Below are 15,466 nucleotides of genomic sequence, written 5' to 3'. Positions count from 1 at the left end.
GATGACCGAACGGGAAGGAAAATCTCCAGGCGGCTGGCAGCTGAACTGTCCGGTCTCGGTGCGCGATCATGCGGAATGCGTGACCCTGGCGCACGGAGAAGGGGGACGGCTGTCGCGGAAACTGATCCAGGAGCGGATTCTCATAATCCTGCAGCCGGTCTCTTCTCAGTCTCTGGATGACGCCGCGCGATTGCCCCATAGCGGGCAACCACTGGCACTGACAACGGACAGTTTTGTCGTCACCCCTTTGTTTTTCCCGGGAGGAGACATCGGTTCGCTCGCGGTTTACGGTACGGTAAACGATCTGGCGGTCAGCGGCGCCAGACCACGCTGGCTGACCCTCTCACTGATGATCGAGGAAGGGCTCCCCCTGGCGGTGCTGGAACGAATTCTGGAAAGTGTCGCACGAGCAGCGGGAGAGACTGCAGTACAGATCGTGGCCGGAGATACCAAGGTTGTACCACGAGGGGCGGTGGATGGACTGTTTATCAACACCGCGGGGGTCGGGGAGTTACTGGAGCCGGTTCCCCCCGGTCCGGCTCAGCTCCAGAGGGGTGACGAACTGATCGTCAGTGGTCCTCTGGGCCAGCACGGGATCGCGGTGATGGCGGTGCGGGAAGAACTGGGCATCGAGCCGCTGCCGCAAAGTGATTCGGGTTCCTTATTTCCTGCCGTAGATCAACTGCGACTCACTCTGGGGTCACGAATCCGCTGCTTGCGCGATGCGACGCGAGGCGGCGTTGCGGCAGTTTTGCACGAATGGGCAGAAGCCTGTGGAAAGACATTGAGTATCGAGGAACGAACTCTGCCTGTAACGCCTGAAGTACGGGGTATCAGTGAACTGCTCGGACTCGATCCGCTGCATATCGCTAACGAAGGGACAATGCTGCTGGCTGTGGAGCAGGGGGCGGCGGCAGAGGCTGTTGCGCAGTTGCAGACGATTCCGGGCATGGAGCGGGCCAGCCGGATCGGTGTTGTCAGAGAACGCGGTGTTGCTCCCGTGACAGTGCAACGCACATTGGGAGTGGAACAGCCACTGGCGGACCCTTTGGGGAGTCCGCTGCCTCGGATCTGCTGACTCTGAAGATTGGTTTACTCGTGATCGCGATCGATGGTGAATCGCAGGTTGAAGGTTTGCGATGTGTCACGCAGCATGCGTTCGTGATCCTGGTGATGCAGGTTTTTTTTGTAATATTCATCCATCTCTTTGAGGATATCGTGCCGACTGACAATCCCCAGCAGGTGCCCATTTTCAACAACCGGCAGATGTCGCAGTTTGTGGCTGTTAAAGACTGAGACAATCGAGAACAGATCTGTGTGGGGGGCTATGCAGATCGGATGCGCGGTCATGATGGTACGGGCTGTCTGCGGAGGGCTGGGAAAGCCGAAAAAGACTTCATCAGAGAGCGCACACAGGCAATCGTGTTCGGAGATAAAACCCTGTAGGATCTTCTTGCCATCCTTGAGCTCGACCACGGGCGCATTTGAGACATGATGCTTTAACAGAAAATGGATCACATCAGACAAATGCATGTCGGGAGTGACAACTTCCACGTGGGTGGTCATGAAATCACTGGCTACGGGAGTTGCGGGCTGATCGGTCATGGTACTGCGCTTTCTGTTATATTAAGTGTGTTGAAATTAGATATTCAGACAGTTGGTGTTTTATTTCTCCTCTTTGAGAGCTTCAAAGCCGGTGACCACATCGAGGAGTTCTTCTGTGATTGCGGTCTGGCGACGTTGATTAAATTCGGCTTGAAGATTCATCAGCCGCTCTTTTATATTGTGTTCTGCTGCCTGCATGGACGCAATCCGACTTGCGTTTTCACCCGCCTGAGATTCAGCACAGGCGCGGAACAGCGAAACAAACAGATATTGTCGAATGAGCCGCGAGAGTAAAACGCCGGGAGCCATTGTAAACAGGGGCAGCGACCGGGATGTTGAGGCGGGCGTTTGTTTTTGTGCGAGCTGGGCGACATCGATGGGGAGCAGCTGCTGGGCATGTGGCTTATAGGATGAAGCGGAAACCCGCTGATTGTAGAAGATATAGATTTTCCCCAGGTGTCGTTCATATCGCCAGCGATCAATTTCTGCAAGGATGTCTGCGACGAGGGGGGATATGCCGGTAACGGCTCCCGGTAGATTGAATTCGTAGTCGAGCTGGCAACCCGCGTCCAGGAGTTTCCCGGAGATACGGGATCCGATAACCATCCAGGCATGCTGCGTCGCTGGCTGGGGATCATCCGCAAAATAATCCAGTGCGAACGAACCGATCTGCTCATTGAACTGACCGCACATTCCCTGGTCCGAACCGAAGACAATAATACCTGTTGAACCGGTTCCCTGCAGTTCAGACAGGCTGGTCTGCGGAGGCACGTTTTTCAGGACCATGGCTAATCCGCGATTGACCGTTTCCGCGAAATCTTCCAGTGAATCCACGGCCTGTTCATACTGGCGGATGCTGACCGCGGCCAGGGTTTTCATTGTCCGCACCACCGATTCCAGGTCGCGTGTGCTATCGATACTGCGTTTTAAAGTTTCAAAGTCCTGCATGCTTCTGCTTCACTTCAAGCCTGGTCCTGTGTGAATAATGCGACTTGTTCTTGCGCTGCTTCTACAATCGCACGCTGGTCACTGTCGGTCAGTTTTTTCCCCTCCAGAATGGCTTCACTCAAGTTGGGGAAGTCGGACTCGAGCAGGGGCGCGATGCGTTCTTCCAAAGTCCGGATGTGTTTTAAATCGGTATCATCGAAGACACCTGCAGACATCGCGACCAGTACCGAGATCTGTTCCGGCACGGAAAGTGTCTGGTACTGAGGCTGTTTAAAGATCTCACGCACCCGTCGTCCCCGTTCCAGTGTTGCCAGCGTTTCCTCATCCAGACGACTGCTGAAGCGGGAGAATGTTTCCAGTTCTTCAAACTGACTGTAAGAGAGCCGTAAATCGCCGGCGACTGCCCGGTAGGCGGGCAGCTGTGTCTTACCGCCAACCCGGGAAACGGAACGCCCCACATCCACAGCGGGCAGAATTCCTTTCTGGAATAACTGAGGAGACAGATAAATCTGGCCATCGGTGATCGAAATCAGGTTCGTCGGAATATAGGCAGAGAGATTCTGAGCTTCCGTTTCTGCAACGGGTAGGGCGGTCAACGAACCACCTCCCAGTCGTTCATGCAGGTGCGTGGACCGTTCCAGCAGCCGGGAGTGCAGATAGAAGATGTCCCCAGGAAAGGCTTCGCGACCGGGAGGCCGTCTGAGCAGCAGAGAAAGTTCACGATAGGAACGGGCGTGAGAAGTCAAATCGTCATAAATGACCAGCACATCCTGACCACGGTCCATAAAATACTCGCCGAGGGTGGTCGCTGCATATGGGGCTACGAACTGCAGCCCCGGGGGGGCATCACTCTCGGCGACGACGACAGCAGTGTAATCCAGCGCACCATGTTTGCGTAAATCGTCTATGACTTTCGCGACTGCGGTATTTCTCTGGCCAATGGCGCAGTAAATACAGATCACGTCTTTGTTTTTCTGGTTAAGAATCGTGTCCAGGGCGATGGCGGTCTTCCCGGTCTGGCGGTCTCCGAGGATTAGCTCCCGCTGGCCGCGACCGATGGGGATCAGAGCATCAATCACTTTCAGGCCGGTCTGTAGTGGAACCGTGACGGGGGAGCGATCCGTAATCGATGCCGGATCCCGTTCATAAGGACGACGTTCGGCCGCAGAGACAGGGCCGTGACCATCCAGGGGCCGCCCCACCGGGTCAATCACACGTCCGATCAACGATTCACCGACCGGAACGTCTAACAGTCGATGTGTGCGGCGGACTTCATCGCCGGCTGTCAGCTGGTCGCTGGGATCCAGTAGGACGACGCCTACTTCGTCCGGATCCAAATTCAACGCCAGTCCCAGTACATGATTGGGGAACTGCAGCAGTTCTTCTGATTGAACGTTGGGAAGCCCGCTGACCCGGGCATGACTGCGACCGACGTAGGTGACTTTTCCGATTTCAATCAACCGGGGATCGAAATCGTGCTGCTCCAAAACACCACCGAATTTACCGAATGTGTTATCGAGCAGAATCTGGATATCAGGATGAATACTCATAAAGCTCTTTCACGCAGGTTGTGTCGGTCTCGTATCATTTCAGGAGGCAGAGGGAGTACTTTCGACGCCGGATTCCAGGGTGATGACTTCGTTGAGGGAACGGACAAATTCTTCTTCCAGTTCTTCGAGTGGCTCCTGCAGGTTCCAGGCAACTTTATATCCGGAGATATGCAGGTCGATCCCACAGATCAGATCGGGACGTTCGCGATATTCGACGTCGACCTGTATATCGAGAAATTCAGAGATGAACTTACTGATGCGGTCACGATCTGATTGTTCCAGTTCGAGGGCACTTTCCACCAGGACCCGGCTGTCGGGCGTTCTGAGCAGATCACGGAATTTGAGCTTCTGCTGCTCTTCAATCCGGCTGATGCGTTCCAGGAACACAGAAATCGTCTGCTGCTGCAGGTCGGCATTGGCAAGTTCCTTGAGGACGCACTGGCTCATGTGGTGGATGTGGCCGGCCATCCGTACGCGGGCTTCGCGGAGGAACGACTCCCGTTCCCGATGCAGGGCTCGGTACCAGTCCTCTTTTTCCTGATCCACTTCCTTCCGGGCGCGTGCCAGATGCTCTTCTCGCCAGCTTTGAATTTCTTTGCCGGCCTCGGCCAGCAGTTCGTCTTTGGCGTGTATCAGTTCTGCGGTCTTCTCCTCATATTCCGTGACTTTGGCGGCTGCCTGTTGTTGTATTTCAAGAGATTTCTGATGTTCGTCAGCGATTTTCTGCTGCCGTTCCTGCATCGCTTTTGTAATTGGCTGATACAGAAAGTGCGTCAACAACCAGACGAGCACCAGGAAGTTGAGGATTTGAGCGGTAAAGGTAAACCAATCAATGGACATGATCTAATCCCGAGTGTACTGCTAAAGTAATTAACTGCCGGTGGCTTGCAGGAAGTGATTCCAAAACGGATTCGCGAAGATCAGAATCATGGAAATCACGAAGCAGTAAATCGCCGTGGATTCCACCATGGCCAGGCCGACGAACAGCGTACGGGTAATCGTACTGGCTTCATCGGGCTGCTGGGCAATCGCGCTCAAGGCCTGTGCCAGGGCGCGGCCTTCCCCGAGCGCGGGGCCAACCGAGCCGATGGCAATCGTGATGCCTGCGGTAAAGATGGAAACTGCTGCAATGACGGTATCTGGATCCATAGAAGACGTTCCTCATTTATGATGTTGGAGTGTGAGTCGAAGTTGTATCTGAATCTGTATTTTCAGTGTCCTGTTGCTCCGTGGGCCCCTGACCGTTCTGCGTAGCGGAGGCAATGTAGACCATCGCCAGCACCGCAAAAATATAAGCCTGGATCATCCCGGTTAAGAGACCGAAGGCCTGCATCAGGATCGGCACGAACAGGGGCACGAAACCGAGCAGGATGGCCCCGATGACCGAGCCGCTCATGATGTTGCCGTACAGGCGAACCGCCAGGGCCAGGGTCCGCGAAAATTCGCCAATGATATTAAAGGGGAGCATGAATACCGAAGGCTGTATATATTGTTTCAGATAACCAGGCAGCCCCTGGTGTGCGATGCCATAAATGGGGACTGCGACGAAGACACAGGTCGCCAGAGCAGCGGTAGTGGAAATCGAACTGGTTGGCGCATCGTATCCGGGAACGATCGAGAGGATGTTCGAGACGACGATAAACAGAAACAGGGTTCCCACAAACGGCATGTAAGGACCGGGTTCCTGCTGACTGACTTCTCTGATCTGGTTCCTCAGTCCCACCACGAGGACCTCCAGCAGATTCTGTCCACGTGAAATCCTGGGGCCACTGGTCAGTCGGCGGGTGATGAACCAGGAAACGATCACGAGGATCGCCATCACGAGCCAGGTAAACAGAATGGTGCGATTGAGGATGATCCATTCCCACTGCCAGAGTGGGACGTCGGGGGAAATATTCATTCAGGCAGACTTTCCAGTGGCGGGCACAGTTGACGAACGCGTATAGCGGGTAATCATCATCCGCGCGATGATGAATCCTGCCAGGCAAACTGCGGTGCGTTGCCAGCGAAATGATTCCGACAACCAGATCCCCACGCACCAGAAACCCGTGAGAATGATCAGGGTTCTACCCAGGGCACTACCCAGAAACAGCAGCCAGGGGGCTGAGACTTTGGGAAGTTGTTTCACGGTCAGCCAGAGTCCACCAAAAAAAATGGCCCCCAACAATAGCCCGGCGAGCAGGCTGACGAAGAGTTGCATACTCAAGGGAAGATTCATCGGTCCACGTTTCCTTCTTTATGTAACCACTTCCAGGCATTGAAACAGCCCAGGGTAATTCCACCAATCAACAGCATCAGGCTCCAGGAATAACGGGAAGGCCAGCGGGAGTCGATCCACATTCCCGCCAGTGCACCGATCACAGCTGGAATCGCGACTGACCAGCCGATCAGACCGAACATGCCCAGACCGAACCAGATGGTATGATGCTTTTCTTCACGGGCTTTCAGTTTCCGAGTCTCCTGTGAAGCAATCCGTTTTTCAATCTGACTGCGATTATGCAGGTGTAACGGGTGCCCCTGATTCCCGGGGATCTCAGAGCCGTTTTCCTGTTCCGGGGGCAGCTCAGACATCGGCGGTGATTCCCTGTTTGACAAAGTGTCTGAGAATATCGGCTTCCAGGCGGGCGATAGCGGAGCGTACGGTTCGCTCCCGTTCATTGATGGCTTCAAACTGTTCTGTGACCTGCTGGCGGAGCGTGCCCAGGTCTTCTCCCTGGACGGCATAGATCGTAGAGACGCGGACTTCGGATCCGGTTTTGGTGAGAATCCCTCCGCCAATGCCGAGGTAATGTTCCAGGTTCTGATCGTCTACGAACGTCAAAATGCCGGGTAATAGTGCTGACAGGAAGTCGACGTGCCGGGGCAGTAGACAGAAGGAACCGTTTTCCGCTTCAGCAATCACTTTAGTGACGCTCTGGTCGACCAGGATTTCTGTTGGCAGGAGCACTTTGAGATTCATTTCCTGGTCCCCTTTTGTTTTGAGGCGACTTCGTCGATCGAACCAATCATGTAGAGTGTGCGTTCGGAGACATCCTGAAACTCATCATTAAGAATGCGTTCGCAGCCATCCAGGGTTTCGTCCAGTGAAACAAACTTACCGTCATAGCCCGTAAACTGTTCGGTGCTGAAGAAGGGTTGCGTTAAAAACCGTTCCAGGCGACGGGCGCGATTCACAGTCCGGCGGTCTTCGCGGGAGAGTTCCTCCAGCCCCAGCATGGCGATGATATCTTTCAGATCCTCATAGTTGGCGAGAGTGCTTCTTACGGATTGCGCAACCTGATAATGGTGATCGCCGACAATCGGGGGCATCAGCATTTTTGAGCTGGAGTTCAACAGGTCGATTGCGGGGTAGAGTCCTTCCGAGGCACGTTTACGGGAGAGTACAACGGAGGTCGACAGGTGGGCAAAGGTGTGGACTGCGGAAGGATCGGTGAAGTCATCTGCGGGAACATAAACCGCCTGTACCGAAGTAATCGAACCGCTGGTTGTCGTGCAAATTCGTTCTTCGAGTTCTGCCAGGTCCGAAGCGAGTGTGGGCTGATAACCGACACGGGACGGTAGTTCGCCCATCAGCCCCGAGACCTCGGTTCCTGCCTGTATGAAACGAAATATGTTGTCGATCAGCAACAGGACATCCTGGTGCTGTTCATCCCGAAAATACTCCGCCATGGTCAGAGCGGCATGTCCGACACGGAAGCGGGCCCCCGGCGGTTCATTCATCTGACCAAAAACCATGACCGTATTATCGAGCACGCCGGCATCTTTCATTTCGCGGTAGAGTTCTTCCGCTTCACGACAACGTTCCCCGATACCACAAAAGAGACTGACCCCTTTGTGGGCACCGACGACATTATGAATCAGTTCGGTGATCAACACGGTTTTGCCGACGCCCGCACCGCCGAACAGCCCCGCCTTCCCGCCCCGTTCGAGCGGAGCCAGCAGATCGATGGCTTTGATCCCGGTTTTGAAGATTTCCGATCGTGGTGGCCGTTCCACCAGTGCCGGGGAAGGATGATGGATCGAACGCCAGTCGGCCTCTTCGATGGCCGCCCCCTGATCAATGGGTTCACCAAAGACATTGAGCATGCGGCCTAACAACTGCTGACCCACGGGGACCTTCAGCGGGTGTCCCGTATTGAGAATCTGAGAGCCTCGTGCCAGGCCGCGAGTGGATGTTAAGGCAATGCCACGCACCGTCTGACTGTCGAGCTGTGTGAGTACCTCGATGATGATTTCCTGGTGCGGACCCGCGTGTAGTTCGCTTTGGACTGCGGGCAGACGGTGAGGGAAAACAGCGTCAATAACGCTGCCTCTAACGGAGAGAATCGAACCCAGGTTCAGGTCGTGCTTCGAGACTGTCTGCTGCATCTGGTGGGAAGTCCTTCCTGCTGGAAACAGGTCCTGTCATCCTTCATTCTGCATCCTAACAGAATACGCTTGAACTGACTACAGGTTACGATCCGTCAAAATGACTGATTTCCCGAAAGAACTCAAGTGCAGGTAAATCAAATCAGAACCTTTTTCCCGATCTTGATGCAAGTAGAATCAGGTCGGTTTCAGGGTAATGGTTTCCCCCATGGAAGAACCGGGGATTTATCTGTATTGAAACTGTTCAGAATCGTGATAATGATGAGTGTGGAGGGTTCCGCGCTGATTCTGATAGGCGAATCAGACAGAAAACTTTGATGTGCAAAGATCCGTTTTTTATAATCAGAGGCAGTACACTCTGACAGTTCAGGCTACGGTTCACACCTCAGAGTCTCGCCTTCAGTAGTGAAGCAACAATTGATTTAGCACAAGGAGTGGAAGCATGGCGGCACAGGAACCACTGGTGTTGTGGTTTGAGCAGATCGGGATTGATGATGTCTCTTCCGTGGGAGGCAAGAATGCCTCGCTGGGGGAAATGTACTGTAATCTGAGTGCCCGGGGAATCGCGGTTCCCAATGGCTTCGCGACTACTGCTGCCGCTTATCGACTGTTTATGTCGGAGACGGGGCTGGATCAGAAAATCAGAGAGATACTCGATGATCTGGATACCGCGAATATTTCCAATCTGCAGTCTCACGGCAGGGAAGTCCGTCAGGCGATCCTGGCTACTGAGATACCCGAAGTTTTGCGTGAAGAAATTCTGCAAGCCTATCGCAAGTTGAGCGAGGACATTGAAGGCGGCCTGGATGTGGCTGTGCGCAGTAGTGCGACCGCAGAGGATCTGCCTGATGCGAGCTTTGCAGGTCAGCAGGAATCGTATTTGAACGTGCATGGCGAAAGCAGTCTGCTGGATACCTGCCGCCGCTGCTTTGCCTCCCTGTTTACTGACCGGGCGATTTCTTATCGCACGGAAAAAGGTTTCGATCACTTCGATATTGCCCTGTCGATCGGCATACAGCGGATGGTTCGTTCTGACGAATCCGCTTCGGGAGTGATGTTCTCCATCGATACGGAAACCGGTTTTCGGCAGGCAGTTCTGATTAACGCTGCTTACGGGCTGGGAGAAAATGTCGTCCAGGGGAGTGTCAATCCGGACGAGTTTTACGTATTTAAACCGACTCTCAAAGAAGGCTTCAAGCCGATTCTTAAGAAAACACTGGGATCGAAAGAGTTCAAGCTGATCTACGATACCGGCGGGGAGAAAATGACTCGCAATGTCCCCGTGGATCCGGTCGATCGGAAACGGTTCGCCATCGACGACGAAGACATTCTCAAACTCGCACGCTGGGCCTGTCTCATCGAGGAACATTATTCAGAAGTCCGTGGGCATTTCTGTCCCATGGACATCGAATGGGCCAAAGATGGTCTGACCGATGAACTGTTTATTGTCCAGGCACGACCGGAAACCATTCATGGGGGCAAGGAACTCAAAGTCCTCAAAACATTTCATCTGAAAGAACATGGCCACGTGCTGGCGACCGGGCATAGCGTGGGAGAGCGGATCGGCCATGGTGTTGCCCGGGTCGTGGAAAGTGCTGAAAACCTGGATCAGGTTGAGGAAGGAGATATGCTGGTGACCGACCGGACCGACCCGGACTGGGAACCAATCATGAAGAAGGCGTCCGCCATCGTGACCAACCGTGGAGGCCGGACCTGTCACGCCGCGATTATCAGTCGCGAACTGGGGGTTCCTGCGATCGTGGGAGCCGAAAATGCGACGACAGCGATTCCCTCCGGATCGATGGTTACCGTATCCTGTGCCGAGGGTGATACGGGGCAGGTCTATGATGGTCAACTGGATTACGAAGTTCAGGAAGTCGATCTGTCCGAACTCAAGCATCCGAAAACCAAAGTCATGATGATTGTGGGAAATCCCAATGAAGCGTTCCGCCTGTCAATGCTGCCCAGCGAGGGGGTGGGGCTGGCGCGGATGGAGTTCATCATCAACTCCTTCATTCGAATTCACCCCATGGCTTTACTGGAGTACGACAAACTGGAAGATCCGATACTTAAATCAGAGATCGATCGTCTGACGGCGTCTTATAGTGATAAGCCCGCTTTCTTCGTAGATACTCTGGCCCAGGGTGTCGGAATGATCGCAGGGGCCTTTTATCCCCGCGATGTCATCGTGCGAATGAGTGACTTCAAAACAAATGAATATGCGAATTTGATCGGGGGCGAGAAGTATGAGCCGGAAGAAGAGAACCCGATGATCGGCTTCCGCGGTGCATCCCGCTACTACCACCCGCGCTACCGCGACGCTTTCGGGCTCGAATGCCAGGCGATGCGAAAAGTTCGTGAAGAGATGGGACTCAAGAATATGAAGTTGATGATCCCCTTCTGCCGGACTGTGGAAGAGGGCCGCAAGGTACTGGAAGTCATGGCAGAACATGGACTCAAGCGGGGCGAAGACGGGCTGGAAATTTACATCATGTGTGAAATTCCCAGTAACGTCATTCAGGCCGAGGCTTTCGCGGAAATCTTCGACGGGTTTTCGATCGGCTCCAATGATTTGACACAACTAACCCTCGGCGTCGATCGTGACTCAGAAGTCGTGGCACATATCTTTGATGAACGGGATCCGGCAGTCATGGATTCGCTGGCGACCGCGATTCAACGGGTGAAAGCGTCCGGAAGAAAAATTGGTATCTGTGGTCAGGCTCCCAGTGATTATCCGGAGATCGCCGCGTTCCTGGTTAAGCAGGGGATTGACAGTATTTCACTGAACCCCGATGCCGTGATGAAAACGGTCTCCCGCATTGTAGAAGTCGAAGCAGAACTGGATTCACAGGGTTCTGCTTCCCAGACCAGGAGTGATGTTACTGTGTGAAAGTGATTCCATAGAGAAAGGATCAGGCAATGAATAAGCGCAAAATGATGTCTGAAGAAGGAAACACCAAAAAGAAAGATCCCCATGAACACCTGCAATATCTGCTCGATGAGCATGAACAGCTTCTGGCTCACATGAAGGATCTGAATCGCTGGTGGACGGAACTGGATGAGCATGGCTTACCCAAATTTGGTGAAATGGGAACACGTGTTGCCGGTTTTCGTGATTTACTGGCGAAGCATTTTGAGGACGAAGAGCAGGAAGGCTACTTCAAACCGTTGATGGATGAAGAGCCTGGCTTCTGCATCATGGTTCCCGATTTCCAGAAGAAGCATGCAGTGACCCTGTCACGCTTTGACGATTTTATTGATCGGCTCAAGCAGTCTCAGCCTCCATTTAAAAACTGGAGCGAGGCCATGCGGGAGTTTGATAGTCTGATGTCGGACATTCGCGATCATGAGAACCGGGAAATCAGGCTGGTTCAGGAAGCCTTCGAGAAATCAGCCGGAGATTAAAGGCTGTGAGTGGCAGCACTCAAAAATATTCCAGACAATGTTGCTGACAGGGACAGCAGGAGTTCGTCAGACGCATGAAAGCCATGGTCTTAAAACAGCGTGCGATGATCAGTTCCGAACCACTGGTCTGCCAGGATGTTCCCAACCCTGAACCGGGGCCACATGAAATCCTGATTAAGGTACACTGTTGTGCGATCTGTCGCACCGATCTACATGTGATTGAAGGGGATCTACCCGCAGCGAAATCCCCGGTGATTCCCGGACATCAGGTGGTCGGGAGTGTTATTCAGACTGGGGCCGATTGTCAGCGTTTCCAGATCGGAGACCGTGTTGGAATCGCCTGGCTCCGCAAGACCTGTGGCCAGTGTCAGTTCTGTCAGTCCGGCAGAGAGAATCTCTGTGAGCAGTCGCTGTTTACCGGTTATCACGCGGACGGCGGCTTCGCTGAACTGGCTATCGTGCATGAGGAGTATGCGTACGCGATTCCTGATGTTTTCAGTCATACAGAGGCGACACCGTTACTGTGTGCCGGCATCATTGGTTATCGCGCTCTGTCACGCAGCGAACTGCAGCCCGGCCAGCGATTGGGGATTTATGGATTTGGTTCGAGTGCCCATGTGGTGATTCAAATTGCGCAACATCGGGGCTGTGAAGTTTATGTGGTCACCCGGGGAGAGAAGCATCGACAACTCGCTCGGCCCATGGGGGCGACCTGGGTCGGGGAATATGCTGAGCAGATGCCGAAAAAAGTACATTCGGCAATTGTCTTTGCTCCCGCGGGAGAGCTGGTTCCTCCCGCTCTGAAGTACCTGGAAAAAGGGGGGACACTCGCACTGGCAGGAATCTACATGACGGACATCCCTCAACTGAATTATGAGGAGAGTCTCTTTTACGAACGCAACCTGCGTTCGGTCACCGCGAATACACGTCAGGACGGTCAGCATCTCCTGCAGGAAGCCGCACAGATTCCCATCCATCCACACCTCACCACATTTACGCTGGAAGAAGCGAACAAGGCGCTTAACCTGCTCAAAAACGATGAGATCAACGGTACCGGCGTACTGGTTATGGATGACTGACCTCTGAATTACTTTTGTGAGCGAATCTCTCTAGACTGACTCTGCGGATGCGTGCAGTGGAAGGTTCTGGTTATACTGGAAGTTCGACGAGATACTTTGCTTTAGTACCAGATTAATTTAGAGGCTTCCGATGCGCTTTGTTTTTACCTGTGTGATGATTTGCACTTTTGCGTTCTTACAATTTAGTCAGGCTGATTCCATTCGGGCTGAAGAGAAAAAGCCGCCCAATGTATTATTCATCGCCATTGATGATCTCCGTACGGAACTGGGCTGTTATGGTCATCCGCACGTGCAGAGTCCCGCGCTGGATCGGCTGGCAGCGCAGGGGGTCCTGTTCACAAATCACTTCGTACAGGTTCCCACCTGTGGCGCCTCTCGTTATGCCCTGTTGACCGGACGCAGTCCGAGAAATTCGGGAGTGACCCGCAGCAACCAGGCCTTCTATCGCGGTAAATCTGCACTTTCCGCAGAGAAGACGGCCGGGGCGCAAACCATGCCGGAACTGTTTCGCAGAAGCGGCTATCAGACGACCTGCATTGGTAAAATCTCACATACGGCCGATGGTCGCGTATTTGAATACAATGGCAGTGGTGATGGTCGAGACGAAGTTCCGCACGCATGGGATGAACTGGTGACGCCCTTCGGTTCCTGGAAGCGGGGTTGGGGAATCTTTTTTGCCTATGCAAATGGACGGAGCAGGGAAGACGGCAGCGGAATTCGGGATCTGATGCAGTTCACCGTCGAAAAGGATGAGGATCTGCCCGATGGATTGCTGGCACAGGAAGCAATCACAAAACTCAAAGCATTCAAGACCGGAACACAACCGTTCTTCCTGGGACTGGGGTTCTTCAAGCCGCATTTACCCTTTGTCGCGCCACGACAGGACTGGGAGGCGATTTCCCAGATCGAGATTCCTGATGCACCTCACCCTGAGAAAACGGAATCGAGCTACTGGCATAAAAGCGGGGAGTTCTACAGCTATAATATGGAGTTTCCCAAAACCCGACCGCTGGCCCGGGAAAACCGTTTACAGACCAGACGCGGCTATCTGGCCTGTGTGCGCTATGTCGATCGCCAGGTGGGAAAGGTTCTCACTGCACTTGAGGAACTGGGCCTGAGTGAAAATACAATTGTTGTCGTCTGGGGAGACCATGGCTGGTTTCTGGGGGATTCTGCACTCTGGGCCAAGCATGCTCCACTGGAGCGGGCCTTGAACAGCACTCTGATTATCCGGGCACCGGGGGTATCACAACCGGGACTGAAAACAGCCGCTCTGGTCGAGACCATCGATTTATATCCCACCCTGGTAGATCTTTGTCAGCCGGCGTTCCGGAAAACCGAATTTCCACTGGATGGCGTCAGCCTCAAGCCGATTCTCAATGGTCAGAAAAGTAAGGTACGTGATTTTGCATTCAGCTACTGGAATTCTGCAGTCAGCGTGCGAGACCAGTCTTATCGGCTGACGGCGACGCTGAAGAAAGGTCGGCCTGCCAGCGTCGAACTCTATGATGTTTCCAAGACTCCTGACCCAGTGCAGAATCTGGCGAAAGAGAAAACGGAACTCGTGAATCAGCTGCTAGAGGCGATCCCGGACACTCAGAGTAAATGAGTTTTCATCCAGGTCAAATACTCAGCCGCGTAGGCATTCAGATTTTCCAGGCTGCCTCCGCCCCGGATAGGAGAGCACATTTCATAGGTGGCGATTCCATTGAAGCCCCCCTCTTTCAGACCATGGAAGAAGGCGGAGTAGTCGATGAAACCGGTACCGAATTTGACTGCCCGGACCAGATCGGGCTCCTCTTTCTGGTAATTGATCAGCTCGGGTTGATAAGAATATCGCGGTAGCCTGATGTAATCTGCATTTGTGGTAATCGCGGTGTGCGGAGCCATTTTCCGGGCAGCATCATACAGGTTCTCCCCCCGCAGGGCAGGGGACCAGGCATCAAATCCGAGCTTGCAGTTTGGTCGGTCAATGTCGTGCAGCAGTTCGAGCAGGGCGTCGGAATGGACACCCACATCGTGATGATTCTGGACTGCCAGTGTGACGTCATACTCGGCTGCCCGATCACAACATTCCTGCAGAGCCGAGACCACCTGTCCCCACAGTGCGTGGGGACTCATCCGGGGCGTATCGTAGGCGGTAAAGATCCGCACGGTGCCGGCTCCCAGTTCCCGGGCGATCTGGGAGAGTTGCTGAACGTATTGGATCTGCAGTTCCAGAAGAGGAACCTCTGTGGCTGAAGAGCCTGCGAAATCTGTGTAGCCACCGATGATCGCACACTGAATCTGGTGTTCTGCGAGCGCATCTTTGATGGACTCCAACTGCTCGGGAGTGACATCCAGCGGTGACAGATGAGGCCGTTTCCCCATGAGCATGACAGAGTCGTAGCCGGTTTGAGCAGCCTGAGCGATAAATTCCGTCAGGCTGAGCTGCTGCTGACCCCAGAAACCGGCATAACTCACCGAAAACAGGCAGAACTTCATGTTGTGATTCCTATTCTGAAACGATCC

16 protein-coding genes are annotated in these 15,466 nt (G+C 53.8%); 5 read left to right on the top strand and 11 right to left on the bottom strand.

The window, feature by feature from the left end; genetic code table 11:
* Position 1: 1 nt before the first annotated feature.
* Positions 2-1,078: a hydrogenase expression/formation protein HypE gene (gene hypE, locus HG66A1_RS19385; RefSeq protein WP_145187685.1), complete on the top strand. Its 1,077-nt coding sequence runs from the start codon at positions 2-4 to the stop codon at positions 1,076-1,078.
* A gap of 14 nt (positions 1,079-1,092) precedes the next feature.
* On the opposite strand, the gene HG66A1_RS19380 is transcribed toward hypE, so the two are convergent.
* From HG66A1_RS19380 to atpD, 10 genes are read right to left on the bottom strand one after another with little or no spacing between them, the layout of a single operon-like run.
* Positions 1,093-1,605, bottom strand: coding sequence for a CBS domain-containing protein (locus HG66A1_RS19380; RefSeq protein WP_145187682.1), 513 nt, complete (start codon positions 1,603-1,605; stop codon positions 1,093-1,095).
* A 60-nt stretch (positions 1,606-1,665) separates the two neighbouring features.
* Complete coding sequence (locus HG66A1_RS19375) at positions 1,666-2,553, bottom strand: F0F1 ATP synthase subunit gamma (protein WP_145187679.1); 888 nt, start codon at positions 2,551-2,553, stop codon at positions 1,666-1,668.
* A 14-nt stretch (positions 2,554-2,567) separates the two neighbouring features.
* Entirely contained in the window at positions 2,568-4,103 is a 1,536-nt protein-coding gene (locus HG66A1_RS19370) for an alternate F1F0 ATPase, F1 subunit alpha (protein ID WP_145187676.1), read from the bottom strand.
* Between the two features lie 39 nt (positions 4,104-4,142).
* Positions 4,143-4,943 (bottom strand): hypothetical protein, encoded by an 801-nt coding sequence (locus HG66A1_RS19365; RefSeq protein WP_145187673.1) that lies wholly within the window; start codon positions 4,941-4,943, stop codon positions 4,143-4,145.
* A gap of 30 nt (positions 4,944-4,973) precedes the next feature.
* Positions 4,974-5,252 (bottom strand): F0F1 ATP synthase subunit C, encoded by a 279-nt coding sequence (locus tag HG66A1_RS19360; protein ID WP_145187670.1) that lies wholly within the window; start codon positions 5,250-5,252, stop codon positions 4,974-4,976.
* Positions 5,253-5,268: 16 nt separating this feature from the next.
* On the bottom strand, positions 5,269-6,003 hold the full coding sequence (locus tag HG66A1_RS19355) for a F0F1 ATP synthase subunit A (protein WP_145187668.1): 735 nt from the start codon (positions 6,001-6,003) through the stop codon (positions 5,269-5,271).
* Positions 6,004-6,321: an ATP synthase subunit I gene (locus HG66A1_RS19350; RefSeq protein WP_197996686.1), complete on the bottom strand. Its 318-nt coding sequence runs from the start codon at positions 6,319-6,321 to the stop codon at positions 6,004-6,006.
* On the bottom strand, positions 6,318-6,674 hold the full coding sequence (locus HG66A1_RS19345; protein ID WP_197996685.1) for an AtpZ/AtpI family protein: 357 nt from the start codon (positions 6,672-6,674) through the stop codon (positions 6,318-6,320). The genes HG66A1_RS19350 and HG66A1_RS19345 overlap by 4 nt, the downstream gene beginning before the upstream one ends.
* Complete coding sequence (locus tag HG66A1_RS19340; RefSeq protein ID WP_145187665.1) at positions 6,667-7,062, bottom strand: F0F1 ATP synthase subunit epsilon; 396 nt, start codon at positions 7,060-7,062, stop codon at positions 6,667-6,669. Before HG66A1_RS19340 ends, HG66A1_RS19345 begins: the two co-directional genes overlap by 8 nt.
* The gene (atpD, locus tag HG66A1_RS19335; protein ID WP_145187662.1) at positions 7,059-8,471 is read right to left on the bottom strand and encodes a F0F1 ATP synthase subunit beta; all 1,413 of its coding nucleotides are present in this window, start codon (positions 8,469-8,471) and stop codon (positions 7,059-7,061) included. The genes HG66A1_RS19340 and atpD overlap by 4 nt, the downstream gene beginning before the upstream one ends.
* Positions 8,472-8,913: 442 nt before the next feature.
* On the opposite strand from atpD, the gene ppsA reads away from it, so the two are divergent.
* The 4 genes from ppsA to HG66A1_RS19315 all read left to right on the top strand — a co-directional run bounded on the left by ppsA (position 8,914) and on the right by HG66A1_RS19315 (position 14,564).
* Complete coding sequence (gene ppsA / locus HG66A1_RS19330; protein ID WP_145187660.1) at positions 8,914-11,361, top strand: phosphoenolpyruvate synthase; 2,448 nt, start codon at positions 8,914-8,916, stop codon at positions 11,359-11,361.
* A gap of 29 nt (positions 11,362-11,390) precedes the next feature.
* Complete coding sequence (locus tag HG66A1_RS19325; RefSeq protein WP_145187657.1) at positions 11,391-11,876, top strand: hemerythrin domain-containing protein; 486 nt, start codon at positions 11,391-11,393, stop codon at positions 11,874-11,876.
* Positions 11,877-11,950: 74 nt separating this feature from the next.
* Positions 11,951-12,955: a zinc-dependent alcohol dehydrogenase family protein gene (locus HG66A1_RS19320; protein ID WP_145187654.1), complete on the top strand. Its 1,005-nt coding sequence runs from the start codon at positions 11,951-11,953 to the stop codon at positions 12,953-12,955.
* A 130-nt stretch (positions 12,956-13,085) separates the two neighbouring features.
* Entirely contained in the window at positions 13,086-14,564 is a 1,479-nt protein-coding gene (locus HG66A1_RS19315; protein WP_145187651.1) for a sulfatase, read from the top strand.
* Here the strand turns inward: HG66A1_RS19315 and HG66A1_RS19310 are convergent.
* Positions 14,552-15,439 carry a sugar phosphate isomerase/epimerase family protein gene (locus HG66A1_RS19310; protein ID WP_145187648.1) on the bottom strand — a complete coding sequence of 296 codons (888 nt, stop codon included), beginning with the start codon at positions 15,437-15,439 and terminating at the stop codon, positions 14,552-14,554. The two genes, HG66A1_RS19315 and HG66A1_RS19310, sit on opposite strands and share 13 nt — an antisense overlap.
* Positions 15,440-15,466: the final 27 nt, after the last annotated feature.

The organism is Gimesia chilikensis (genome assembly GCF_007744075.1).
Taxonomy (GTDB): domain Bacteria; phylum Planctomycetota; class Planctomycetia; order Planctomycetales; family Planctomycetaceae; genus Gimesia; species Gimesia chilikensis_A.
This window is presented reverse-complemented; position numbering and strand designations above follow the sequence as displayed.